The sequence below is a fragment of the Erwinia wuhanensis genome (assembly GCF_030484085.1).
GTDB classification, from domain to species: domain Bacteria; phylum Pseudomonadota; class Gammaproteobacteria; order Enterobacterales; family Enterobacteriaceae; genus Erwinia; species Erwinia aeris.
In genome coordinates this window covers 454,316-475,530 of the sequence record NZ_JAUJUH010000002.1, presented here as the reverse complement: position 1 = coordinate 475,530, position 21,215 = coordinate 454,316, and the positions used below count along the sequence as shown (strand labels likewise).

At 58.3% G+C, this 21,215-nt stretch carries 24 protein-coding genes; 11 read left to right on the top strand and 13 right to left on the bottom strand.

Going from position 1 to position 21,215, the window contains the following annotated elements; genetic code table 11:
• Positions 1-121: 121 nt before the first annotated feature.
• Positions 122-664 carry an RNA polymerase sigma factor gene (locus tag QZH36_RS06735; protein ID WP_253454959.1) on the bottom strand — a complete coding sequence of 181 codons (543 nt, stop codon included), beginning with the start codon at positions 662-664 and terminating at the stop codon, positions 122-124.
• Positions 665-945: 281 nt separating this feature from the next.
• Here QZH36_RS06735 and sctW point away from each other — a divergent pair, with 281 nt between their 5' ends.
• From sctW to sctS, 9 genes are read left to right on the top strand one after another with little or no spacing between them, the layout of a single operon-like run.
• Complete coding sequence (gene sctW / locus QZH36_RS06730) at positions 946-2,109, top strand: type III secretion system gatekeeper subunit SctW (protein ID WP_301252566.1); 1,164 nt, start codon at positions 946-948, stop codon at positions 2,107-2,109.
• Entirely contained in the window at positions 2,106-4,214 is a 2,109-nt protein-coding gene (sctV, locus tag QZH36_RS06725; RefSeq protein ID WP_253454957.1) for a type III secretion system export apparatus subunit SctV, read from the top strand. Before sctW ends, sctV begins: the two co-directional genes overlap by 4 nt.
• A 10-nt stretch (positions 4,215-4,224) precedes the next feature.
• A complete protein-coding gene (locus QZH36_RS06720) occupies positions 4,225-5,121 on the top strand; it encodes an FHA domain-containing protein (RefSeq protein WP_301729850.1) in 897 nt (298 codons plus the stop codon).
• Positions 5,118-6,479 (top strand): type III secretion system ATPase SctN, encoded by a 1,362-nt coding sequence (sctN, locus tag QZH36_RS06715; protein WP_301729849.1) that lies wholly within the window; start codon positions 5,118-5,120, stop codon positions 6,477-6,479. The genes QZH36_RS06720 and sctN overlap by 4 nt, the downstream gene beginning before the upstream one ends.
• The gene (locus tag QZH36_RS06710) at positions 6,463-6,924 is read left to right on the top strand and encodes a type III secretion protein (protein ID WP_301252571.1); all 462 of its coding nucleotides are present in this window, start codon (positions 6,463-6,465) and stop codon (positions 6,922-6,924) included. The genes sctN and QZH36_RS06710 overlap by 17 nt, the downstream gene beginning before the upstream one ends.
• On the top strand, positions 6,921-7,523 hold the full coding sequence (locus QZH36_RS06705; protein WP_253454953.1) for a type III secretion system HrpP C-terminal domain-containing protein: 603 nt from the start codon (positions 6,921-6,923) through the stop codon (positions 7,521-7,523). Before QZH36_RS06710 ends, QZH36_RS06705 begins: the two co-directional genes overlap by 4 nt.
• Entirely contained in the window at positions 7,520-8,539 is a 1,020-nt protein-coding gene (locus tag QZH36_RS06700) for a FliM/FliN family flagellar motor switch protein (RefSeq protein ID WP_253454952.1), read from the top strand. The genes QZH36_RS06705 and QZH36_RS06700 overlap by 4 nt, the downstream gene beginning before the upstream one ends.
• Positions 8,540-8,543: 4 nt before the next feature.
• Complete coding sequence (sctR, locus tag QZH36_RS06695; protein WP_125288530.1) at positions 8,544-9,197, top strand: type III secretion system export apparatus subunit SctR; 654 nt, start codon at positions 8,544-8,546, stop codon at positions 9,195-9,197.
• A gap of 7 nt (positions 9,198-9,204) precedes the next feature.
• The gene (gene sctS / locus QZH36_RS06690; RefSeq protein WP_253454951.1) at positions 9,205-9,465 is read left to right on the top strand and encodes a type III secretion system export apparatus subunit SctS; all 261 of its coding nucleotides are present in this window, start codon (positions 9,205-9,207) and stop codon (positions 9,463-9,465) included.
• 282 nt (positions 9,466-9,747) lie between these two features.
• Here sctS and QZH36_RS06685 read toward each other — a convergent pair whose 3' ends face one another.
• The gene (locus QZH36_RS06685; protein WP_253454950.1) at positions 9,748-11,517 is read right to left on the bottom strand and encodes a putative phage tail protein; all 1,770 of its coding nucleotides are present in this window, start codon (positions 11,515-11,517) and stop codon (positions 9,748-9,750) included.
• Positions 11,518-11,922: 405 nt separating this feature from the next.
• On the opposite strand from QZH36_RS06685, the gene sctT reads away from it, so the two are divergent.
• Together sctT and sctU are read left to right on the top strand one after the other, a co-directional pair.
• Positions 11,923-12,723: a type III secretion system export apparatus subunit SctT gene (sctT, locus tag QZH36_RS06680; RefSeq protein ID WP_253454949.1), complete on the top strand. Its 801-nt coding sequence runs from the start codon at positions 11,923-11,925 to the stop codon at positions 12,721-12,723.
• A complete protein-coding gene (gene sctU, locus QZH36_RS06675) occupies positions 12,723-13,808 on the top strand; it encodes a type III secretion system export apparatus subunit SctU (protein WP_253454948.1) in 1,086 nt (361 codons plus the stop codon). The genes sctT and sctU overlap by 1 nt, the downstream gene beginning before the upstream one ends.
• A gap of 278 nt (positions 13,809-14,086) precedes the next feature.
• On the opposite strand, the gene QZH36_RS06670 is transcribed toward sctU, so the two are convergent.
• The 11 genes from QZH36_RS06670 to QZH36_RS06620 form a co-directional block, all read right to left on the bottom strand.
• The gene (locus QZH36_RS06670; protein WP_253454947.1) at positions 14,087-14,404 is read right to left on the bottom strand and encodes a hypothetical protein; all 318 of its coding nucleotides are present in this window, start codon (positions 14,402-14,404) and stop codon (positions 14,087-14,089) included.
• Positions 14,401-14,586: an HrpT family type III secretion system protein gene (gene hrpT / locus QZH36_RS06665; RefSeq protein ID WP_125288536.1), complete on the bottom strand. Its 186-nt coding sequence runs from the start codon at positions 14,584-14,586 to the stop codon at positions 14,401-14,403. Before hrpT ends, QZH36_RS06670 begins: the two co-directional genes overlap by 4 nt.
• Before the next feature lie 11 nt (positions 14,587-14,597).
• A complete protein-coding gene (gene sctC, locus QZH36_RS06660; RefSeq protein ID WP_253454945.1) occupies positions 14,598-16,691 on the bottom strand; it encodes a type III secretion system outer membrane ring subunit SctC in 2,094 nt (697 codons plus the stop codon).
• A gap of 13 nt (positions 16,692-16,704) precedes the next feature.
• A complete protein-coding gene (locus QZH36_RS06655) occupies positions 16,705-17,088 on the bottom strand; it encodes a type III secretion system chaperone (protein ID WP_253454944.1) in 384 nt (127 codons plus the stop codon).
• Positions 17,075-17,302, bottom strand: coding sequence for a type III secretion protein HrpF (locus QZH36_RS06650; protein ID WP_253454943.1), 228 nt, complete (start codon positions 17,300-17,302; stop codon positions 17,075-17,077). Before QZH36_RS06650 ends, QZH36_RS06655 begins: the two co-directional genes overlap by 14 nt.
• Before the next feature lie 96 nt (positions 17,303-17,398).
• Positions 17,399-17,989 carry a type III secretion system stator protein SctL gene (sctL, locus tag QZH36_RS06645; protein WP_301252576.1) on the bottom strand — a complete coding sequence of 197 codons (591 nt, stop codon included), beginning with the start codon at positions 17,987-17,989 and terminating at the stop codon, positions 17,399-17,401.
• Positions 17,976-18,554 (bottom strand): type III secretion protein HrpD, encoded by a 579-nt coding sequence (locus tag QZH36_RS06640; RefSeq protein ID WP_253454941.1) that lies wholly within the window; start codon positions 18,552-18,554, stop codon positions 17,976-17,978. Before QZH36_RS06640 ends, sctL begins: the two co-directional genes overlap by 14 nt.
• A 3-nt stretch (positions 18,555-18,557) precedes the next feature.
• Complete coding sequence (gene sctJ, locus QZH36_RS06635; protein WP_253454940.1) at positions 18,558-19,331, bottom strand: type III secretion system inner membrane ring lipoprotein SctJ; 774 nt, start codon at positions 19,329-19,331, stop codon at positions 18,558-18,560.
• A gap of 6 nt (positions 19,332-19,337) precedes the next feature.
• A complete protein-coding gene (locus QZH36_RS06630; RefSeq protein ID WP_301252577.1) occupies positions 19,338-19,700 on the bottom strand; it encodes an EscF/YscF/HrpA family type III secretion system needle major subunit in 363 nt (120 codons plus the stop codon).
• A gap of 73 nt (positions 19,701-19,773) precedes the next feature.
• Positions 19,774-20,004: a hypothetical protein gene (locus QZH36_RS06625; RefSeq protein ID WP_253454938.1), complete on the bottom strand. Its 231-nt coding sequence runs from the start codon at positions 20,002-20,004 to the stop codon at positions 19,774-19,776.
• A gap of 107 nt (positions 20,005-20,111) precedes the next feature.
• The gene (locus QZH36_RS06620) at positions 20,112-21,071 is read right to left on the bottom strand and encodes a sigma 54-interacting transcriptional regulator (RefSeq protein WP_253454937.1); all 960 of its coding nucleotides are present in this window, start codon (positions 21,069-21,071) and stop codon (positions 20,112-20,114) included.
• Between the last annotated feature and the right edge of the window lie 144 nt (positions 21,072-21,215).

Genomic DNA, 21,215 nt, shown 5'->3' with positions numbered 1-21,215 from the left:
TTTTTTAACTGACTCAGTACAGCAAATATTCTGTCAGGAGGCCATTAACCTGACTCTGAAAATGGTGACGGATCGCAAATAATTAATTATTACGCGCATCAGCCTGCAAAAATCCTGTTCCTCAGCTTATCGTGCTTTTCAGCGATTCACGCACGCGCGACAGGCGCGATTTTACCGTGCCTAAAGGGATATTCAGCGAGGTTGCCACGTCCTGGTAGCTCCCGTTGCGCTCCACCAGGATCGTCAGCATCCGCCGCGTCTCTTCCGGCAGGCGATCGATCGACGCGGCCATTACGCTGAGTAGCTGATCGTTAGCGATAATATCGCTGGGATCGCATTCCTGAATCAGCTCCAGCACGTTGTCTTCGTTGATGCTGTCAAAGAGGAAACGGTTCTGATGCGTTTTGTAGTAGTTGCGGATCAAATTGGCGGCGATGCCAAAAAGCCAGGTTTCCGGCCGCGATGCGCCTAAAAATTTATGGCTGTTGCGCAGCACTTCCACACAGGTCATTTGCGCAATGTCCTCCACGTCTTCCCGATTTGAAACACGCTTGCGAATAAAATTATGCAGCTTGCGATTTTGCTGGCAAAGAATTTCCTGCCATAAAACGGCGACCGGGGCTTCAGGGGTAAAAGACATTTCAATTGGCGTGGCAGTTAACATTTTTTTGCTCCTGGCATTATTCAGATACGTTGTTATTGCAAAGGGTGTGCCAGGCCAGAAAAAAGATGAAATAGCAGTCATAGCGCGGTTGTTCTGAATTAACTAAGAATCATCTGAGACAAATAGCGACAAAAAAGCAAAAAGAGTTGTGCAAGTTTTTACACTAATAACGGAGGTTGAAAGTTTCAGCTGGTCGTCTTTTTTTTACTTTTATTTATTGGGGAACCGGCTTCGTTTTTTTACCACTTAATCCCATCGCGAAATCAACCTTTGGGGCCGGGATGATAAAAGTCCAATCTTCTCTTCAGTATCAACAGGCGCTGGCCAAAACGGTGTTAAAGCAGGATATACCGCGTCCGGCAGCAACGGGCACGGGTACAGGCCCGGAGGTTCGGGCAAGACCAGTAAACACCCCTCTGGCGGCCGCCTCGCTGACCGATTCGCTGGAAGAGATCGGCATGATGTTCAGCGAAAAGGTAGAGAAAAAAACCAAGGGCCTGAACCGTCGGCAGATCAATACCCAGCATCTGCGCAGCAATCGCGGCGCGGTAGAGCGCATCGAGCGGCTTGGCGAACTCTACCAGATGCTGGACGACGAACAGCAGGAGAAGCTGGAGGCGCGGCTTGGTGCCCTGAAAGGGGTGCTGGGGCGGGAGCCGGATGCGGAGCAGCTGGTGGCCTCTGTGGACAACGATCCGGCGCGCTGCGATCTGCTGCTGCGGATGACGCTGCGCGAAGCCGATCGCAGCGGCGATATTGCGACCGCCAACGCCGCTGGCGAGGCGCTGAACAAACTCGACGAGCAGTACGGCGAAAGCGTAAGGGCCGGGCTGAATACGGCCTCGGCCATCGCCAGCTTTACCACCGACCCCACGGAAAAGCAGGCGATACGTCATCTCTACTATCACGGCATCGTTAAGCATCAGTCGGCGGCGGTAATGCTGGACAGCCTGCTGGAGCGTTTTGGTCGTGAGCAGTTTGTACCAGGGCTGCGTACTCTACAGCGCGCGCTGGCGGAGGATATTGCCTCGCTGACGCCTTCGCTCTCTTCGCGCTCGCTGCACAAAATCCATGTTGCCCTGAGCGAGGCGGGGCAGCTGACGCAGATGATCGCTAACAGCGACAAACTGCTTAACCGGCTACGCAGCGGCGGGAAAATTCCGCTCTCTGCGCTCGACGGCCTGGCGATGACCCGACGTCTGCTGGGCATCGCGGAGATGGGGCTACAGCCGCGCGATATCACCGCCATCGTGAAAGAGTTCGAGGTCGAACAGCCGCAGGCGCGGATGCGCTTTCTGAACGGGCTGCTGCCGCTGGTCAACGATATGCCGCCGAAGCTGTGGCGGGACCAGAAAAATCAGCCGGAAGCAGCGACGCTGCTGCGCGCTACCATCACCAAACTTATCAATGACCAGAACCGCGCGGGAAGTCAGGGAGCGGTATGAACAACCTGTTTTTGATCCTCAACCGCATCGCGCTGGCGGCCATGCAGCGCTCCGAGATCATCGGCGCGATGTTTGCGCTGGCGATCGTGTTTATGCTGATTATTCCGCTGCCGCTGGGGCTGATCGATGCGCTGATTGCCGTCAATATCTGTCTCTCTTCGCTGCTGGTGGTGCTGGCGATGTATCTGCCCAAGCCGCTGGCGTTTTCCAGCTTTCCGGCGGTGCTGCTGCTGACCACCATGTTCCGGCTGGCGCTGTCGATTTCCACCACGCGACAGATCCTGGTACAGCAGGACGCGGGCCATATCGTGGCCGCTTTCGGCACCTTCGTGGTCGGCGGCAACCTTGCGGTGGGGATGGTGATGTTCCTGATCCTGACCGTGGTGAACTTCCTGGTGATCACCAAAGGGTCGGAAAGGGTGGCGGAGGTGGCCGCACGCTTTACGCTGGACGCGATGCCGGGCAAGCAGATGTCGATCGACAGCGATTTGCGCGCGGGCATCATCGATGTGAATACCGCCAAACGTAAACGTGTCGATCTGGCGAAAGAGAGCCAGCTGTTCGGCGCAATGGATGGCGCAATGAAGTTTGTAAAAGGCGATGCGATCGCCGGGTTAGTTATCCTCTTTATTAACCTGATCGGCGGTTTCAGCATCGGCGTAATGCAGCTGGGAATGCCGGCAGGCGATGCGATGCACACCTATTCGGTGCTGACTATCGGCGACGGCCTGATTGCGCAGATCCCGGCGCTGCTGATCTCGCTGACGGCCGGGATGATTATCACCCGCGTTTCGTCCGACGGCGACAGCAGCATGGATAACAATATCGGTCGGGAAATTGCGGAGCAGCTCACCAGCCAGCCTAAAGCCTGGATTTTTTCCTCCATCGGCATGTTCGGCTTTGCGCTGCTGCCGGGGATGCCGACCGGCGTCTTTGTGGTGCTGGCGCTGCTGACGCTGGCCTCGGGCAGTTTTCAGGTGTGGCGCACAAAAAGAGAGCTGGTAGCCAGCCAGCCGCAGATGGAAAACGAGGTGATCCCGCCCGAGCTGAACGGCACGGAAGATTTACGCCAGTTCAACCCCACGCGGCCCTACCTGCTGCAATTTCCGGCCAACGCGCGCGGCACGGCGGAAACGCTGGAGCTGGTGCAGGCTATCCGTCGCCTGCGCAACAGCATCGTTTATAACTACGGCTTTACGCTGCCCGCTTTTGATATCGAGTTTCAGGAGCAGCAGCCCGCCGATGAGTTTCGCTATTCGGTCTACGAGATCCCGCGCGTTATCGGCACTTTTGGCGTAACGACGCCTGCCGTCAGCCGCCACGAACATGAAGCGTTGGCGGCGCAGGAGGGCGTGCAGCCCGGCACGGAAGCCAGAAGAGAAACGACGCTGCTGTGGCTGCCTGCCGATCACGCGGTGCTCCAGGACGAAAACGTGCCGCGCTGGGGTTTTCACGAACTGCTGATGAAAAGGATGGAAAACGCCATCCACGCCAGCGCGCCCAACTTTATCGGTCTGCAGGAGACGCGCGCGCTGATGGGCTGGCTGGAGAGCGAACAGCCCGAGCTGGCGCAGGAGCTCCAGCGGGTGATGCCGATTGCGCGTTTCTCTAACGTGCTGCAAAACCTGGTGGCGGAACGCATCCCGCTGCGCTCGGTGCGCGCCATTGCCGAAGCGCTGATCGAACACGGTCAGCATGAGCGGGATATCAGTCTGCTGACCGATCTGGTGCGTATCTCGCTGAAAGAACACATCTGTTATCAGTACGCGCAGGATGATGGTCTGCACGTCTGGCTGCTGACGCCGGAGATGGAAGAGCAGCTGCGCGACGCGCTGCGCCAGACGCAGAACGAGGTCTTTTTTGCGCTGACGCAGGAACAAACGATGGCCATCCTGACCCAGTTGCGCAGCGCCTTTATGCCAGAACAGTCGGCGTTGGCGGTGCTGCTGGTGGCGCAGGATCTGCGCAGTCCGCTGCGCGGTTTGATTCAGGATGAGTTCCATCAGGTGCCGGTGCTGTCGTTTGCCGAGCTGCAAACCAACCTGGCGATTAACGTTGTCGGTCGTCTTGAACTGGAGGAGGGCATCGACGCTTTCGATGCCTGAGGAGCGGATTATGTTTGAGCTACGCGTACTCACGGGCCGCCATCAGGGAGCGGCATTGCCGGTCAGCGGCGGGCGCTGGACGCTGGGCCACAGCGAAGAGGCCGATCTGCAATTAACTGACGACGGCGTGGCTTCTCAGCACGCCGCGCTGTGTTTTGAAGGCGAGCGCTGGCAGCTGCACGGCATTGAAGGCCAGGTGCGCCAGGCGGAGGGCGAGCCGCTGCCACTGCTGGATCCGCTGTCGCCCGATACGCCTTTTGCGCTGGGCGAGGTCTGGCTCTGTCTGGCGCCGGCGGAGCAGCCCTGGGAAGCGATGCGCGCGGCGCCGCTGCCCGTCGCGCCTGCGGCCGTCGCCGCACCGGTTGCTGCCTCCGCGCCCGCGCCTTCGCGCCTTTTTTCTCGCGGTATTCAGGTGCTGTCGGTCAGTCTGATCCTGCTGCTGAGCTTCACGATTATCAGCTGGATCCTTCAGCCCACCGTGGCGCAGACCGCCACCACGCCTTCCAGCCGTAAAATGCTGGAAACCTTACAGGAGGTGCGGCCGCCGCTGCTGGCGATGCTGCGGGAGCGAGGCCTGACGCCGGGGGTGAAAATCGATATGGATAAAGGACGGCTGATCCTGAACGGCGAGCTGAGCAAAGAGCGGTTACAGATCCTCGACAGGATGCTGACGCGCTTTCAGGCGCAGTATAACGTGCTGCCGCAGCTGGTTAACCATACGCGACTGCGCAGCGCGAAGCTGCCTTTCCGCATCGTGCAGATCACCACCGGCAAGCGGGCTAACGTGGTGACGGACGCCGGCGAACGGCTGTTTGTCGGCGATCAGGTTGGCGATTTGCGGCTGGTGGCGATCACCTCCAGCGAAGTTGAATTCGCCGGTCGGGAACAGATAAAGGTGAACTGGTGAAGTCTGATTTTCCTCTGCTTGACGACTGGTTTGCCGCCCATCAGCAGCGGCTGGCGCGCTTCTCGCCGGTGGCCATTTACGGGCGTATTACCGGCATCAGCGGCATTCTGCTGGAGAGCAGCCTGCCGGGCGCCCGCATTGGCGATCTCTGCCAGATTGAGGGCAAAAACAACACGCGTGTGCTGGCGGAAGTGGTGGGATTCAACCCTCAGCACACGCTGCTTTCCGCCTTAGGCCAGCTGGACGGCATCGCCCAGGGCGCCCGCGTGACGCCACTGTTTCTGCCGCACAGCATCCGCGTGTCTGAGCAATTGCTGGGCAGCGTGCTGGACGGCTTTGGTCGCCCGATTGAAGCGGGCAGCGTCAGCGCGTTTGCGTTGCCGGGCGAAGCGGACAATGTCAAACCGGTGCTGGGCGATGCGCCGCCGCCAACGGCCCGACCCAGGATCGACACGCCGTTGCCGACCGGGATGCGCGCCATCGACGGGCTGCTGACGCTGGGCGTCGGCCAGCGCGTGGGTATTTTTGCGGGTGCAGGCTGCGGCAAAACCACGCTGCTGGCCGAACTGGCGCGCAATACGCCGTGCGACGTGATTGTGTTTGGTCTGATAGGCGAGCGCGGCCGCGAACTGCGTGAGTTTCTTGACCATGAGCTGGATAGCGAGCTGCGCAGCCGTACGGTGCTGCTGTGCGCCACGTCCGATCGCAGCAGCATGGAGCGCGCCCGCGCGGCTTTTACCGCCACCGCCATCGCCGAAGCCTTTCGCGACCAGGGCAAAAGCGTGCTGCTGATCCTGGACTCCCTGACCCGTTTTGCCCGCGCGCAGCGTGAAATCGGCCTGGCGCTCGGCGAACCGCCGGGACGTGGCGGCCTGCCGCCCTCGGTCTATACGCTGCTGCCAACCCTGCTTGAACGCGCCGGACAAACCACTACCGGCGCGATCACCGCGCTCTATTCGGTGCTGATTGAACAGGATTCGATGAACGATCCGGTCGCGGACGAGGTGCGCTCGCTGATTGACGGCCATATCGTGCTGACGCGCAAGCTGGCGGAGCGCGGTCATTATCCGGCTATCGACATTCTTGCCAGCCTCAGCCGCACCATGATCAACGTGGTGGCGCGCCAGCAGATTAAAGAGGCGACCTCCGTGCGCCAGCTGATGGCGGCCTGGCAGCAGGTGGAAATGCTGATCCGGCTGGGCGAATACCAGCCGGGCAACGACAGCCTGACGGATGCGGCGGTAGAGGCGCAGGACGCCATCAACGGCTATCTGCAACAGGCGATGCGCGCGCCGTCCGGCTTCGAGCAGACCTGTTTTCAGCTGTCAGAGGTGAGCCGCTATGCGCCGTCACGTTAATCCGGAACCGGAGCCGGTTGCCGACGTCGCCGCCGTTGAGCTGCGGCGCACGCTGGATCTGCTGCTGCCGATCCGTCGTCAGCGGCTCAACCGCAGTGAAAGACAGCAGCGCGAGCAGGAGCAGACGCTGCGCCAGCTGGAGACGCAAACAGATCGGGCTGGCGAACAGCTGAACGAGCGGCGGCAGGGCTATCAGCAGCTGAGAGCGGGTTTCGCGGCGCAAAACTGCGGCGTGCGTCAGGCCAGCTATCTGCTGGAGCGCGCCCTCGAACAGGAGCAGCAGGCGCTGAAAAAGGTGCACAGCGGACAGCTGAAGCTGCACGAACTGACCCAGGCTCAGCATGATCAGCAGCAGCGCGTCGAGGCGGCGCGTCAGGAGACGCGGCAGCGACAGCGCGATGTGGAGAAACTGGAATTTTTACTACAGCAGGAGGTAAGCGAATGATTACCCTTTCCGCACAGAGACAGGCGGCGCGGCTGCAACAGCAGCACGATCTCCAGCGCCAGACAACGGAACGCCACAGGGAGCAGCGCGGCGAAGCGCGCATCGCGCAGCGTAAAGAGAAGCCTGCCGACGACGGTGAAAAGGTTGCGCTACGCCGCGAGCCGCGCAAGCCCGCGCGTGAAGAAGATGCATTGTTCAGCGAACTGCTGGAAGAGGGCGAGAGGCCGTTTACGCCGCCGCCTTTCAGCCAGTCCGATTCTCAGCAGCAGGGCTTTGCGCAGCTGGATGAAAGCAGCGCTTACGGCGCGCCGCCCGCGATGGCGATGTGGCAGGAAATCGAAACGGATCTGCTCGCTGCCACGGAGCAGCGCCCGCCCGCTGAGATGACGCTGACGCTGCTCTTGCCGAAGCTGGGCCACGTCGACGCCCGCTTTTCCGCGCTGGCCGCAGGCGGTTGGGATATCGCCCTGCAGCTGCAGCCCGCCGCCTGGCGCGTCCTGCTGCCGCATCAGGAGCGCTGTCGTCTGTCGCTGCGTCAGCGCATGGCCTGCCAGGTACGGCTGCGTTTCGAACGACGCTCGTCGGAGCAGGAAGCATGAACAGGCTGTCGCTAAAAAAACTCAGTAAACAGGCCGCGCGGCTGCGCGGGCAAATCGGCGCGGGCTGTTTTTATCCCTGGCAGCTGGCCGGTGAACCGGGCGTGCTGCGTCTGGCGCTGGCTGACGGCTATCAGCCCGGCGAAATGAGCGTCTGGCAGTGCGAAGCGGGCACGCTGGCATTTACCGACGCGCAGGCGGTGCTGTCGCTGATGGCCGCCACGCCTACTTTTGCCCTGCCTGCGACCGCGCCGGAACAAAGCTGGTACTGGCCGTGGTGGCAAAGTCAACTTTCTGGCGAACTTCTGGCGTTGTTCGGCCACATAGCTGTAACGGAAGAAAAAGCAGCGGGCGAATTTCTGCTGGTGATGACGCTGGCATGGGGAGACAGAGAGGCGCGCAGTCTGCTGGCGCTTTCAGCCGACACCCTGTCGCGTCTTCTGAGCAAACCCGGCTGGCAGCGAGAAGCCATGCCGCTACCGCCCGATTTACCACTGGCTTTGCCGCTGATTATCGGCGAAGTCGAGCTGTCGCCAGGCGCGCTGAAGCGCGGTGATGTGGTGCTGCCGCCGCAGCCTTTTTTTGCCCCGGACGGGCGTGGAACGATCCGTTGCGCCGGGCGTTTGCTGCACGGAGAGTTGCGGATAACGCCCGGTACGACGGCTCATTTTTATCTTAGCGAGATGGAGAACGATGACGTGACTTTGCCCCCTGACGAGTTTGAGCAGCCGATCACTCCCGATCCCCAGTGGGACGAGGGATCGACGACGGAAGCCACGGATTTCTCCGTACTGCCGCTGGCGCTGTCGGTACGCTGCGGCCAGCTGCAGCTGACGCTGGGAGAACTCTCTGCCCTCGCTCCGGGCGCGACGGTGATGATCGATAACGTGACGCCCGGCGAAGCGCTGCTCTGCCACGGCGACTATGCGGTAGCGAAAGGCGAGCTGGTCGACGTGGAGGGCCGCCTTGGCCTGCAAATCACCCAGATGCTGCCGGGCCACAACCCGCTGGCGCGGTAGACGCATGGATGCTTTATCGCTGAACCCGATGACGCTGGCGCTGTTTCTTGGCGCGCTGTCGCTGGTGCCGATTTTAATGATTGTCTGCACCTGCTTTTTAAAAATCTCTATGGTGCTGATGCTGACCCGCAACGCGATGGGCGTGCAGCAGGTGCCGCCCAACATGGCGATTTACGGCATTGCGCTGGCCGCCTCGCTGTTTGTGATGGCGCCGGTTTTCAACGAAATCAGCCAGCGGGTAAAAACGGTGCCGATTGACACCCAGTCCGCGGAGCGGCTCGACTATACGGTCAGCAACGGCGCGGAGCCGCTGAAGCGTTTTATGGTGAAGAATACCGACCCGGATATCTTGATCCACCTACAGGAAAACGCGCAGCGCATGTGGCCAAAAGAGATGTCGGCCACGGTATCTCACGACAGCCCGCTGCTGCTGATCCCCTCGTTTGTTTTGTCGGAGTTGCAAAACGGCTTCAAGATCGGCTTTCTGATTTTTATCCCCTTTATCGTGGTGGATCTGATCGTCTCCAACGTGCTGCTGGCGCTGGGGATGCAGATGGTGTCGCCCATGACCATTTCGCTGCCGCTGAAAATTCTGCTGTTCGTGCTGGTCAGCGGCTGGACGCGGCTGCTCGACGGCCTGTTTTACAGCTATCTGTGAGGGAAAAATGGATATCCTGACCCTTTTTCGCCAGGCGATGCTGCTGGTGGTGATCCTTTCCGCGCCGCCGCTGATCGTGGCGGTAATCGTCGGCGTCATCGTCTCGCTGCTGCAGGCGGTGATGCAGCTTCAGGATCAGACGCTGCCTTTCGCCATTAAGCTGGTGGCGGTGGGCGTCGCGCTGGCGCTGACCGGCCGCTGGATCGGCGTGGAGCTGACCGAACTCACGCAAAGCGCCTTTGCCATGATGCCTAACGTGAAATACTAACCAGAAGTTAGCTTTATAAAAAAATAAACCCGCCGGATCGGCGGGTTGTTATTACAGGGTAAAGGACAGGTTTATTCACGCGACTGCTCTGGCAATCAGGCGCTGTAAATTTCTCTGTCAGCGACTTCATAGCCGTTATTTTGCGTGCCGCGACAGCTTCGCCGCCAGGAAACGAGGTGTTCGTAAGTGCCTGTTGCAGCTCGCCATCAACATAAATTTTACTGCCGCTGCCTTTTACCGTCGTGCCATTAATGTTGGCCGGTCATAAAAACCGGCTGATAGTCAGGAATCGATTTCCAACGGAATACGATAGTTAATACCGTTGATGCGCACGCGCAGCTTGTTGTCTTTCGGCAGTGCTTTCGTGGTCAGCACCAGCGTGCCGTCGGTATCAAAAGCGATGCCGTGCCCGCTAAGCGTACCAAAAGCAGCGGCATCAACCGGTGTCCACGGAGAGCTCAGCTTGCTGACTACCGTATCTGCCACGACCTCGCCACGCGGTGTCCACAGGAAGCACTTGCCGCCATGAAAACGGCTGTCGGTAGTGCTTTCAACCTGTACGTGAACGTAGCCGCTGTTGGCGGGCAGCTTCACATAGATGCTCACATTATTCGCATAGGGCCGGTTTAGCCGGATATCGGTTACCGGGCTCGATCCCCTGACTTCCACCGCGCCCACTGCTTTAACCGTATCGTCGCCTTTCGCCCGGCGCATACGCAGGATAGCTTCCCCGCCGCCAAAGTTATTGGTCAGATTATTAATGGCGCCGCTTGCTGCCGGGCTCTCAGAACGGGCGCCTAAAAAGCGCACGGTAACCTGATCGCTTTCGGCCGTGGTGACATAGTCGCCAACGTAAACCCATACCGGCGCTTCGGTGGTGTTGTTAAAGCGCAGATTGGAGCTGTACCAGTTAGCCGCCATGGATCCGGCCAGCGTGGTGCCAAAAGATTCTTCACGACGGTAGCCCATATCGTAACCGCCGAGATAGCGCACTACCGTGGCGTTATTACGGTTAAACGCGGCGTTTTGCAAATTGATATGGCGCAAAATAGCTTTTGTAAAGGTGATATCGGCAGGCACCGTTGCGCCTTCCATACTGAACACGTCAATGGTCCACTCGCCGTTACTGATATCCATCGGGTAGTTACATTTCTCCATCCAGCCGTTGTAGATACAGCACTGGGTGGCGCGCGGTAAATCAAAGGCCGGCGTAGTAGAGTGGCTTTCCTGCACGTTAAAGTTGCTGAGTTCGATAGCGGTAAGATGATTCCATGAATTTTGATAAGACGGACGGCCTTTCAAAATAGAGTCGTAAGTATTGCTGGTGTAAAAGCTGTTGAACTTCGTATCCAGCGTATCGATCATATTAAATACGATGCCGCCCGTTTGGCTAATATTAAGCCTGTCGCACTGATAGTACTGTCCTTCGGCGCATTTATTCGTCATAAAGCCGCGCGTATTTTTTGCTAAATCGTACTGACCATAAATTTCGAGGCAGGAAACTTCCGTGCGGCGAGCATTGGTATTAAAAACAAAACTGCCTTCATCGCCTATAAGCGTGAGCTTTGCCACAGGCGAGTAGCCGTAAGCAACGGTAGGCCCATTAATTCTCAGCATACGCAGGTAAACAGAAGAAATATTCAGGCTGGATACGGCATAATTACCTTCAGGAAAAGTAATCCAGGCTTTATATGCCTCGCCTGAATGCTTAAACGTGAAGTTATACATGGCTTTGATCGCGGCGATAGCGTCCGTTTTACCATCCGGTACGGCGCCAAAGTCGCCAATGTTTAAATCTGCCAGGTTATTGATTTGTCGACGCCAGTGGTAGGCGTTGCCGGCGGTATTGGCAATGGTGCCGCCATCGTCCGTTGCTGCCGTCAGCGAGCCGACAAACCAGCCGCCGCCGGTGCCTTTATAAATGGCCTCACCAGGGGCGGTGTGACAGCGAAGCAGCACGCTTTCGCCTTCATAGGCAGGGGCAAGCTTGCGCAGATCGTTAAAAGTGGCAACGCTTTTCGTATGTACGTCATTAACAGTAGTAGTGGGCATTTTTTTCTCCAATGAAAAAATAATTTTTAATTAACCAGGCGAGTTAACCCATTGGATATTTAATCTTAAAATCCGGTTTCATTTAATATTATGCAACCTTGTAAGGGTCTTAACTGCGCCTGCTTTCTTTTTTAACATGGGAAATTCGTTACGAATATGATTTTTTTACGATGATCGTTAATATTATTTTTTCAGGGCGCGATTTACCTTTTTTTATTTTTTTTGCAAGGGGCTTGTGATGGGGGTTTTTCTTAAAATATCTTGTAAGAATAATCTTGCCCGCAATGAACGTAAGCAGGCGCTTACCATCTTTAAGTAATCCGTACATCCGTATAGCTTTTTTAGTGAACTTTCTGTGGTTTTCTGCCACTCAGCTATAAACGGCAACCCGAAAGATTTAACAATATGTGGAACAACGTCCTTTTTGATGGCTACCACTTTATCCTTGCGCTGACGCTGGCGATGGCGCGCATTTTCCCCTGCCTGCTGCTGTCGCCGGTGTTCTCGTTCAACGCCATTAAAGGCGGCCTGCGCTCCGGCATCGTGCTGGCGCTGGCGCTGTTTCCCGCACCGATGATCCAGCAGCAGCTGGCGGCGGACGATCCCTCGCTGTTTCTGCTGGCGGCGCTGGCGCTGAAAGAGGTGATTATCGGCGTGGCGATCGGCCTGCTGATGGCGATGCCGTTCTGGCTGTTCGAGTCGGTGGGCGCGTTGTTTGATAACCAGCGTGGCGCGCTGACGGGCGGCCAGCTCAACCCGCAGCTCGGGCCGGACGCCACGCCGCTCGGCTTTTTGATGCAGCAGTCGATTATCCTGCTGCTGGTAGTCGGGCTGGGCCTGTCGACCATTACGCAGATTATCTGGGATAGCTATAGCCTCTGGCCGCCGATGCAGTGGCTGCCGCTGCCGGGCGAAGCCGGGCTGAAGGTCTATCTGGAGCTGCTGGGTGGTATCTTCACGCATATGGTGCTTTACGCCGGGCCGCTGGTGGCGCTGCTGCTGCTGGTGGATTTTAGCGTCGGCATCCTCAGCATCTACAGCCCGCAGCTCCAGGCTACCGTGCTGGCGATGCCCGCCAAATGCCTGTTGGGCATGCTGTTCTTTGTGCTCTATTTGCCGATCCTGAATTACGTTGCGGGCGAGCGGCTGTTCGATTTAAAAGATCTGGTGCCGCAGCTGGCGGACATGTTTAAAGGGGTGCGCTGATGGCGGAAAAAACCGAAGACGCCACGCCCCAAAAGCTCAAGGAGTCGCGCAAAAAGGGTCAGGTCGCCCAGACGCCGGATATTCCCAAACTGCTGATTTGCGTAGGCGTGATGGAGACGATTTTCGCGCTGGTCGGCGGCGGCATGCAGCGGCTGGAGGCGATGATTATGCTGCCGCTTGCCCGCCTGAACGATCCTTTCGGCCATGCCATGCAGGAAGTGATGCTGGACGGGGTGATGGTGCTTTGCTATTTCTGCGGCATCGTCTGCGCGCTGATTTTTCTGCTGCGCATTATCGGCGGCTGGCTACAGTTCGGCCCGCTGTTTTCTACCGAGGCGCTGGCGCCAAAGTTCGACGCCATCAATCCGGTCGGCCACCTGAAGAATATGTTTTCCGGCAAACAACTGAGCACGCTGCTGACCAGCGTGCTGAAGGCGGTCGCCATCGGCGTTATTTTTTACCTGGCGATCGAACCCGACCTGGGGCCGCTGGCGCAGCTGGCCTACGGCGAGGATCTCAACGGCTTCTGGCAGGCGGTGCTGGCGCTGTTTATAAAAATCGTGCGGGAAACGCTGGCGTTGCTGCTGGTGCTGAGCGCGTTCGATTTCGGCCTGCAAAAATATTTCTTCCTCAAACAGCAGCGCATGAGCCATGACGATATCCGCAACGAGTTCAAGCAGAGCGAAGGCGATCCACACATGAAAGGGCATCGCAAATCGCTGTCGCATCAGATCCTTAACGAAGAGCCCAGGCCCAGAAGAGAAGTGGCGGTGGAAGAGGCGGATATGGTGCTGGTCAACCCTACGCACTTTGCCGTCGGGCTTTATTACCGCGCCGGTGAAACGCCGCTGCCGCGCCTGCTGTTTAAGGCGGAAGGCTTAGATGCGCAGGATATTATTGAGGAAGCCAAAAAACGGCAGATGCCGGTGATCCGTTTCGTCTGGCTGACCCGCACGCTGTTCAGAACGGTGAATGAAGGCGACTATATCCCGCGAGAAACGCTGAAGGCCGTCGCCCAGGTCTATCGCCTGCTGAAAGAGCTGGAGGATCAGCAGCTGGATGAAGTGCTGGAAATCGAAGAGTAACAGAGCGTGCAATGCCAGGGCCGCTTTACTGAGCTCGGGTGTGATGTCATTTTTAGTAAGTTCAAAGTTGGCTGATTGGATTTATATCATTAAAATCAATATATTAATGGTAAAGCTTCCATTTGAAGATGGCCGTTTACGGCTTATTTCCCGGAATACGGAAACCTTTCCGCTACGGAAACTGCTTAAGGAAATTTAGTGCCAGATAATCCGTAGCCTAAACGGGAATACGCTTTTTTATATTATACGTTTCCCCGTTTTATGTCGGGGCCTGCTGGCTACGTCATATCCGCCAGCGAATACAGCGTGCCGATCGCATCCTGCGGCACTTCGCTGCCGGTGAGTTGGAGCATCAGCAGCGGCGCGCCTTCGGGCGTAGCGGAAAGATAACAGCCTTCGTAACGGCCGGGCGCGAGAAAGCGGCGCATCAGCGCCTCGCGCAGCCGGAAAGGGGAAAAAGGAGCGGGCAGCAGCTGGAGCGTCGGCACGGGCTGCGCATAAAAACGCAGCTCGTGTCCGACGGGATCGCACCAGCAGCACGCCTCACCACGCTGCCATGCAGCCAGAAAGGCGCGATGGGAATCGACGCGGATCACTGATTAACCGAGGCCTGTGAATAGTCAAAAGGCCCGTTGCGCATATCCGGCTGCCACCAGATGGTGACGGCCCGATCGTCCGACACCGGGCGGCAAGACATCTCGCTACAGCCCGCGAACTTAGGCTTTGCACAGGCGGTAAGCAGCATCGCCATCAGCAGGATCAGAACAGGTTTTTTCATTATCAGCCTCATTAGCGCGACAGCAGGCGCGTCGTTTTTACGCCGCTGGTGGACAGCGACACCGGCGCCGATTGCAGCAGCGATACGCGGCCAGGTCTGGCCGGCGCCTGCGTATCGTAAGCCACGTACACCTCGGTGGATTCGCCCGGTTGCAGGCGGGTATGCGGCCAGGCGGCCACGGCCAGCGTGCGATCGCCCCGGCAGGATGCCTCGTCAAAGCGCGCCTCTTTTCCGCTGGTGTTGGTGATCACGCCTACCGAAATCTGCATCGCGTCGTTGCCGTACCACTGCTGGCGAGCGCTGGCGCGGAAGGTCAGCGGTACCGAACAGAGCGAGCCGAGCGGCAGCCCCGTCTGGCTGGGCTGTAAACCGCCCGGCTGACGGCTTTCGGCCAGATCCTGCATCGCGTTTTCGATGGTGCGCTTCATGTCGCCGAACTGATGGCGTCGGTTGATATCCCGCAGCGCATCGTTAATCTGCGCGCTGTTTTGCGCATCAACGTAGCGGGAAGGATCGACCTGGTCGCCAATCAGGTGCGGCGTAATAATAAACAGCCGCTCGCGCTGAGAAGTGGTGCGGTTGTTGGAGGTAAACAGCTTGCCCAGCAGCGGAATTTTGCCGAGGATCGGCACGCGCTCTTCGTCATCACCGCTCTGCTTGGTGTGGAAACCGCCCATCACCAGCGACCGTTTTTCCTGCACCAGTGCCTGAGTGCTGATCACGCCGTTTTCCGTACCCTGCGCGCTGCCGTCCTCGTTTTTGTCCAGCTTGCCGTCTTCCACATCCACCACCAGCTGCACGGCGGCTTTTTCCGGGTTATCACCGATTGAACGCGGCGTGACGCGCAGGCTGGTGCCCGCCGTTACTTCCCGAATGTCCGCAACCCGCTCGCCGATGGCGGTGATAAAGGCGGTATTGCTGAAGTCGATCACCGCAGGCTGGTTTTCCAGCGTCAACACCGACGGATTGGCGATAATCGACGCGGTGCCTTCGCCTTCCAGCGCCTGAATATCGGCGAAGAAGCGGTTAAAATCGGTAACGAACAGGGTACTGGCGCCGTTCAGCATCGACGCGCCGGCGGTTACGTTGCCGAACTGCCCGGACCAGTTGGTGGAAAGACGGGCCAGCTCGTTGCGGTCGATATCCACGATGACCGCATCGATTTCAATCAGCTTCTGCGGCACGTCGATCATTCTGACCAGCTCCTGATACTCCGAGCGCAGCTTTTTGTTGTCGCGCACCAGCAGCGTGTTGTTGCGTACGTCGGCGGAGACTTTCCCCTGCAGCGTTTTGCCCGGCTGCTGCTCGTTGCTGCGGCCAAGCCGGGTATTGCGGCCAATCATCTGTTCCATGATGCTGCGGCTTTCGTTCTGCATCGCCTGGTAGGGGCTGTCGCTGCCGCCGCGACCGTTCTGCGTGGTGGTGGCGCCGTTGGCCGAACCGTTGCTGTTTTGCCCCAGCAGTTCGTTAAGCATGGTGGCCACGCCGGGCACCACCAGCGTCTGGTTGCGATATTTGATAGTGCGATCCGCCACGTCAGCATATTTCAGCGGAAACGCCATCATTTGCTTGTCTTCGCTGGTTTCCGGCTCGGATTTTTTGCTGAAATCCGCAATCAGATCGACATATTTCGGCGGCCCGGTGACCAGCACCACGCCGTCGTCGGGCAGCTCGCCCCAGCCGAATCGCGGCTCCAGCAGGCCGACGCCCTGTAGCGCCTGTTTGATATCGGGCGCGGCATCCGGGCTGATCTTCAGACGACGCGAGGTCTGCTGCGACTGCGGGCTGACATAAAGCGTGTTGTTATAGACGAACCACTGAAAGCGATACTCCAGCGCCAGCCTGTTCAGAAAGGCCTCGGCATTGTCGGAGCGCAGGCGCGCGGTGACAAAGGTATCGGGCAGGCCGGTGACGTTGGCATCCACGCCGTGGCTGCCGGCGAAATCCTGCAGGATCACGCTGAGCGGCGTATTGTCAGCGGAATAGGCGTAGGCGCCTTCGCGCCATTCTTCCGGTGTAGTGGCGTAGCTGTGTGAGACAGAAAGCCCGATCGCCAAAGCCAGCAGCAAAGGGCGAAAGGGTAAAAAAGCAGACGGCGTAGGCACGCTTCTCTCCTTGTTACAGGCTCGTTGGCCGCATTAGCATCAGCAGGGTGTCCTGCCAGATTTCACATTGATTACAAAGACTTTCTAACAGCGCGACGGCGGCCTCTTTTGCGTCGCTTTTTAACCGCGCCAGCAGACAAAGCGTTTCGCGCTGCGGATGCAGGCAAAGCGCGGCGGTAAGGTCGCCGAAGTGATGCAGCGCCGGGTCGGTCAGCCGCAGCGCCCGCTGCATCAGCGCATCATTAACAGGCACAGGCAGCTGTAGCTCGGCAAAAAAAAACCAGCCGCCGGGCAGGCGCTGTAGCGTGATCGGCATCTCGTCAATCCACAGCGCCAGCTCGCCGTTGGTTTTATCCAGACAGGCTTCAATCAGATCGGCGACATCAGTTGATGGCATCAATGATGGCCTTGCGGATACCATGCTTGTACTGGGTGTACTGCGAGCTGGCCCAGTTGGCGTTGGAGACGTCGAGCATCTCGTTCTGGAAGGCGTACATATCACTGACGTTAAACGGCTGGTCCTGACTCTCTTGCGCGAACTGATACATATCTTTTTGCGCGTGCGCGACCTGACTGGTCAGGCGACGCTGGATCGAATCTTCATAGCTCATCGTTTCAGTCTCCGGTTGGGGGGTGCCATTAAGTGGCGGAGAACGCGAGCGGGTTCCGACGAGGCGAAAAAATTGTTGTGGCAGAAAAGAAGGGCGCTAGTCGGGGATCAGCGCCGCGCAAACCTGAGTCCAGCTCAGGCTCAGCTCGCCGTTGTCGGTGGTCAGCCGCAGCGTGTCGGCATCCAGCGAACTGTCGCTGACCAGCTGCCAGTCGAGCGGATGCTGCTTCAGCCAGGCGGCAGCTTCATCCTGTCGGACGGGCGCGCAGCTTAGCGTAGCGGCAGCCTGACGGCCCTGCGCCTGTTGCAGCTGCCGCAGCATGGCGGTCAGGCGGTCATCGGCGGGCAGCGCCGCCAGCAGCTGATTCATTGCCTGTTTCAGCAGCGCCTCGGCCTGGGGGATCAGCGCCTCCTGCCACTGCTGCTGCTGCTGCTGCCAGTCGGCGAAAAACTGCTCCGCCTGCGCGACAAAAGCCTGCTGTCGATCGGCAACGGCCGCGTCCGCGCGCGTTCTGGCTTCTTCCAGCAGCCGATCGGCTTCTTCTTCGGCACGGGCCAGCCGCTGCTGCGCCTGTTGTTCCGCCGTTTGCAGCAGGCTCAGCGCCTGCTGATGGTCAACCAGCGCTTCGCGGCTCAGCAGCGGCCCGGCAGGCATCGCCAGCACGGCAAGTTTTTTAGTGATCCACATGCGGCTCGGTTCCTGATTGCTGACACTGCCAGATGGCCGCGTCGTAAAGCGCCGCCAGCCTGGCGTGCGGCAGCGTTAACGTGGGGTATTCTTCCAGCTGTGCGGCCCATTCAGGGGGAAAACGCAGCCGTAAACGAGGCCAGCTTTCCGGATGTAGCGCGCGCAGCAGTAGCAGGCCGCCGATGGGCCAGGGATGAAAGCAGGCGGCATCCAGCCAGCTGTCGCAGCGCAGGCCTTTGCTTAAGCGCCGACACCAGATCAAATCGCTGCCCGCCATCCCGGACGGCGTGGCCTGTGGGGCGCAGGTGGCGGCCAGCAGCGCCAGTAGACGCTGCCAGCGCTCGTCGTCGAACGCGATCAGCGCCAGCATCCGCGCTGACGGTTCCGGCGGCAGGGCGGGGGAGATGCCGAAGCTGGCCGCGACGGCCTGCGGCTGCTGCCAGCTCAATGCCTGCTGCGCCGCCGGCGGCAGAGCGAAAAAGTCGGATGTCCAGCCCGCCTCCGCCTGTTGCCACCAGCCCTGCTGCCACCAGTGCAGCCAGTCCGCGATGGAAGCCTGCTCCACGGCTTATTTTCCTGTCGCCGCAGCGGCGCTGGCCGGTTTTTCTTTTTTCCGGCCGGGTTTGAACAGCAGCAAAGCGAAGGCGATCAGCAGCACGATGGCGAACAGCGCGAATACCCATTTCACCGTGCCGTACTCATCCGGCGAAAGCTGAAACGGCCCCATCTGTACCACTTCAATCTTGTCTTCATAGGTCTGCGCCGGCACAAAAACGATCGCTAAATCCTTATCGCTTTTGCCCGCCAGGCCCGGAATGCTGGTGGAAACCATCTGGCGGATGCGCGGCTCAATGCTGTCCGGATCCAGGGTGTTATGGTATTTGATAAACACCGAGGCGGAAGCGGGCTGTACCGGCTCGCCGGGCGCCAGCCTTTCCGGCAGCACTACGTGCACGCGCGCCACCACCACACCGTCGATCTGCGCCAGCGTCGATTCCACCTCCTGCGAAAGCGCATAGATATAGCGGGCGCGCTCCTCCATCGGGCTGGAAATCACGCCGCTTTTCTGGAACACCTCGCCAAGATTGGTGCGCGCCTTGTGCGGCAGCCCGGCGGAGTCGAGGATTTTTACGCTGCGCTCGATATTTTCCGCATCGACCGACACGGAAATGCCCGCTTTTTCAATCAGCTTTTGCGCGGCAATTTGATGCTGATTCAGTTCGGCGATGATATCGTTGGCGTCGCTTTCCGCCAGCCCGCTGTACAGCACGGTTTTATCGCCGCAGCCGACCAGAAAAAGCGCCAGCGAGCTAATCATTAGCCATTTCAGCAAAAGTTTCATAGGGGCTTACTGTAGGTTGGTCAGTTTATCAATGCTCTGAACGCCTTTGGCGACGATTTTTGCATTCATTAAATTTTCAATATAGTAATTAGATAAGGCGGCATTAGCCTGACTAAATTCTAATAAATTGGACGAGCGGGAAGCTTTTTGTAAATCCTGATAGGCTTCTTTTCTCTGGTGTTCATTATTACTTAATGAACTGGCAATGCCGGAAAGAAAATTCGTGACTTCGGCAGGGGCGGAAACTTTTTCAACCTGCGGTTCTTTAAGCTGGGCCGAAAAAAAATCGACGTCGCTTTGCTGCGGCTCCGCCGTGGTTTTTATTTGCGGAAGCTCGGTTAAATCTGCCGGGGAGGAATTTATTTTCATAACGATCTCGCGCTGGATAACAGAACGAAAAGCGGTGCGGGTCAGGGGCGCAGACCCGCACCAGCAGGCGAAACTAGTACTGGATTTTTACCTGAGCGGCAGCAGAACCCGCCTTACTGGCACTGTCTGCAACGCCGTTCATTTTGTTGTTCTGTGCATCAAGCTTGGCTTTATCGACCATATCCTGCTGCATCTGGCCCTGAACATCCTGCATCTGTGACATAAAGCTTGCGCCATCAGTTGCGCTTTCAACTCTTGTTGCCGCTGTAGCTGCAGTAGAGATACCTGAGGATACTGAAGACATAGTGTGGCTCCTGATTATATTAAGGGGTGGTTGTTAGCATATTCGTTAATTAAGTGGGTGTGGCGCAAAAAGGGTTCCAAAGAAAATAAATTATTTTTATAAACGCATCAGGCAACAATATTCAACAATTTGATACGGTGATAAAGGGTGCGGCGCGGAATACCTAATTCATGCACCACGTCATCAATCTTATGGCCGTGGCGATGCAGACACTCTTTAATCAGGCTGCGCTCAATGCGACGCAGGCGATCTTTTAATAATGTCGCTTCGCCTTCGCCCGGCGTGATATTACACAGCGGCGGCAGATGCAGCACGTGGCGTTCCGCCGCGGCTTTCAGCTCGCGAATATTGCCGGGCCAGCTGTGCAGCAGCAGGGCTTCGTCCAGCGCCAGCGAACGCGGCGGAATAGGCTGCTGTAGCCGCATGGCCGCTTCCTGGGTAAAGCGGCGAAACAGCGGGATAATCAGTTCGGCATGGGAACGCACCGTCGGCGTCTCCAGCTTGATGGTGGAAAGCCGAAAATAGAGGTCGCGGCGAAAACGTCCTGCGTCCACCAGCTCAATCAGCGGCGTCTGGGAAGCGGCGATCACGCGTAGATCCAGCGGCACGGGCTGCGTGGAACCCAGCCGGTGAATGGCGCGGGTTTCCAGCACGCGCAGCAGCTTCGCCTGTAATATCAGCGGCATGCTGTCTATTTCATCCAGAAACAGAATGCCTTTGTCAGAGGCTTCAATGTAGCCCGGCCGGGAATGCGTGGCGCCGGTGTAGGCGCCGGCGATCACGCCGAACAGTTCGCTTTCCGCCAGGTTTTCCGGGATAGCCGCGCAGTTCACGGAAATCAGCGGCCCTTTCGCGCCCGAAAGCTGGTAGATGCGGCGGGTCAGCGTATCTTTGCCCGTCCCGGTTTCGCCTTCCAGCAGCAGATCGACTTTCAGCGGCGCAAGGTTGTCGATCAGCGGATGCAGGCTGGCGTGGATATCCGTTCTGGCTGCGCCAGGCTCGGTAAGGAAAGCCGTGACTTTATCGTGACGGATACTGCCTGATTGTTTCTCACTACCCGTTACCATATTTTCTCCTGTCTACCCTCGGACTATGCAGTTAGCAATCTGCTGCAACTTAAGCGAAAACAACACGGGATCAGCGGCGGGCTGCTCGGGGTAACACTCAATATTCGCTTACTATTTACTAGCGCGGCCTTGAGAGGCTATCAG

What these genes read in the sequence shown, in the direction of transcription:
- hrpT (WP_125288536.1), bottom strand. Translation starts at nt 14,586, where the DNA reads ATGAAAAAACCTGTTCTGATCCTGCTGATGGCGATGCTGCTTACCGCC.
- QZH36_RS06620 (WP_253454937.1), bottom strand. Translation starts at nt 21,071, where the DNA reads ATGGTAACGGGTAGTGAGAAACAATCAGGCAGTATCCGTCACGATAAA.
- sctS (WP_253454951.1), top strand. Translation starts at nt 9,205, where the DNA reads ATGGATATCCTGACCCTTTTTCGCCAGGCGATGCTGCTGGTGGTGATC.
- sctL (WP_301252576.1), bottom strand. Translation starts at nt 17,989, where the DNA reads ATGTGGATCACTAAAAAACTTGCCGTGCTGGCGATGCCTGCCGGGCCG.
- QZH36_RS06735 (WP_253454959.1), bottom strand. Translation starts at nt 664, where the DNA reads ATGTTAACTGCCACGCCAATTGAAATGTCTTTTACCCCTGAAGCCCCG.
- QZH36_RS06650 (WP_253454943.1), bottom strand. Translation starts at nt 17,302, where the DNA reads ATGAGCTATGAAGATTCGATCCAGCGTCGCCTGACCAGTCAGGTCGCG.
- QZH36_RS06685 (WP_253454950.1), bottom strand. Translation starts at nt 11,517, where the DNA reads ATGCCCACTACTACTGTTAATGACGTACATACGAAAAGCGTTGCCACT.
- QZH36_RS06720 (WP_301729850.1), top strand. Translation starts at nt 4,225, where the DNA reads ATGTTTGAGCTACGCGTACTCACGGGCCGCCATCAGGGAGCGGCATTG.
- sctT (WP_253454949.1), top strand. Translation starts at nt 11,923, where the DNA reads ATGTGGAACAACGTCCTTTTTGATGGCTACCACTTTATCCTTGCGCTG.
- QZH36_RS06700 (WP_253454952.1), top strand. Translation starts at nt 7,520, where the DNA reads ATGAACAGGCTGTCGCTAAAAAAACTCAGTAAACAGGCCGCGCGGCTG.
- sctR (WP_125288530.1), top strand. Translation starts at nt 8,544, where the DNA reads ATGGATGCTTTATCGCTGAACCCGATGACGCTGGCGCTGTTTCTTGGC.
- QZH36_RS06705 (WP_253454953.1), top strand. Translation starts at nt 6,921, where the DNA reads ATGATTACCCTTTCCGCACAGAGACAGGCGGCGCGGCTGCAACAGCAG.
- sctJ (WP_253454940.1), bottom strand. Translation starts at nt 19,331, where the DNA reads ATGAAACTTTTGCTGAAATGGCTAATGATTAGCTCGCTGGCGCTTTTT.
- QZH36_RS06625 (WP_253454938.1), bottom strand. Translation starts at nt 20,004, where the DNA reads ATGTCTTCAGTATCCTCAGGTATCTCTACTGCAGCTACAGCGGCAACA.
- QZH36_RS06655 (WP_253454944.1), bottom strand. Translation starts at nt 17,088, where the DNA reads ATGCCATCAACTGATGTCGCCGATCTGATTGAAGCCTGTCTGGATAAA.
- sctW (WP_301252566.1), top strand. Translation starts at nt 946, where the DNA reads ATGATAAAAGTCCAATCTTCTCTTCAGTATCAACAGGCGCTGGCCAAA.
- QZH36_RS06710 (WP_301252571.1), top strand. Translation starts at nt 6,463, where the DNA reads ATGCGCCGTCACGTTAATCCGGAACCGGAGCCGGTTGCCGACGTCGCC.
- QZH36_RS06630 (WP_301252577.1), bottom strand. Translation starts at nt 19,700, where the DNA reads ATGAAAATAAATTCCTCCCCGGCAGATTTAACCGAGCTTCCGCAAATA.
- sctV (WP_253454957.1), top strand. Translation starts at nt 2,106, where the DNA reads ATGAACAACCTGTTTTTGATCCTCAACCGCATCGCGCTGGCGGCCATG.
- sctU (WP_253454948.1), top strand. Translation starts at nt 12,723, where the DNA reads ATGGCGGAAAAAACCGAAGACGCCACGCCCCAAAAGCTCAAGGAGTCG.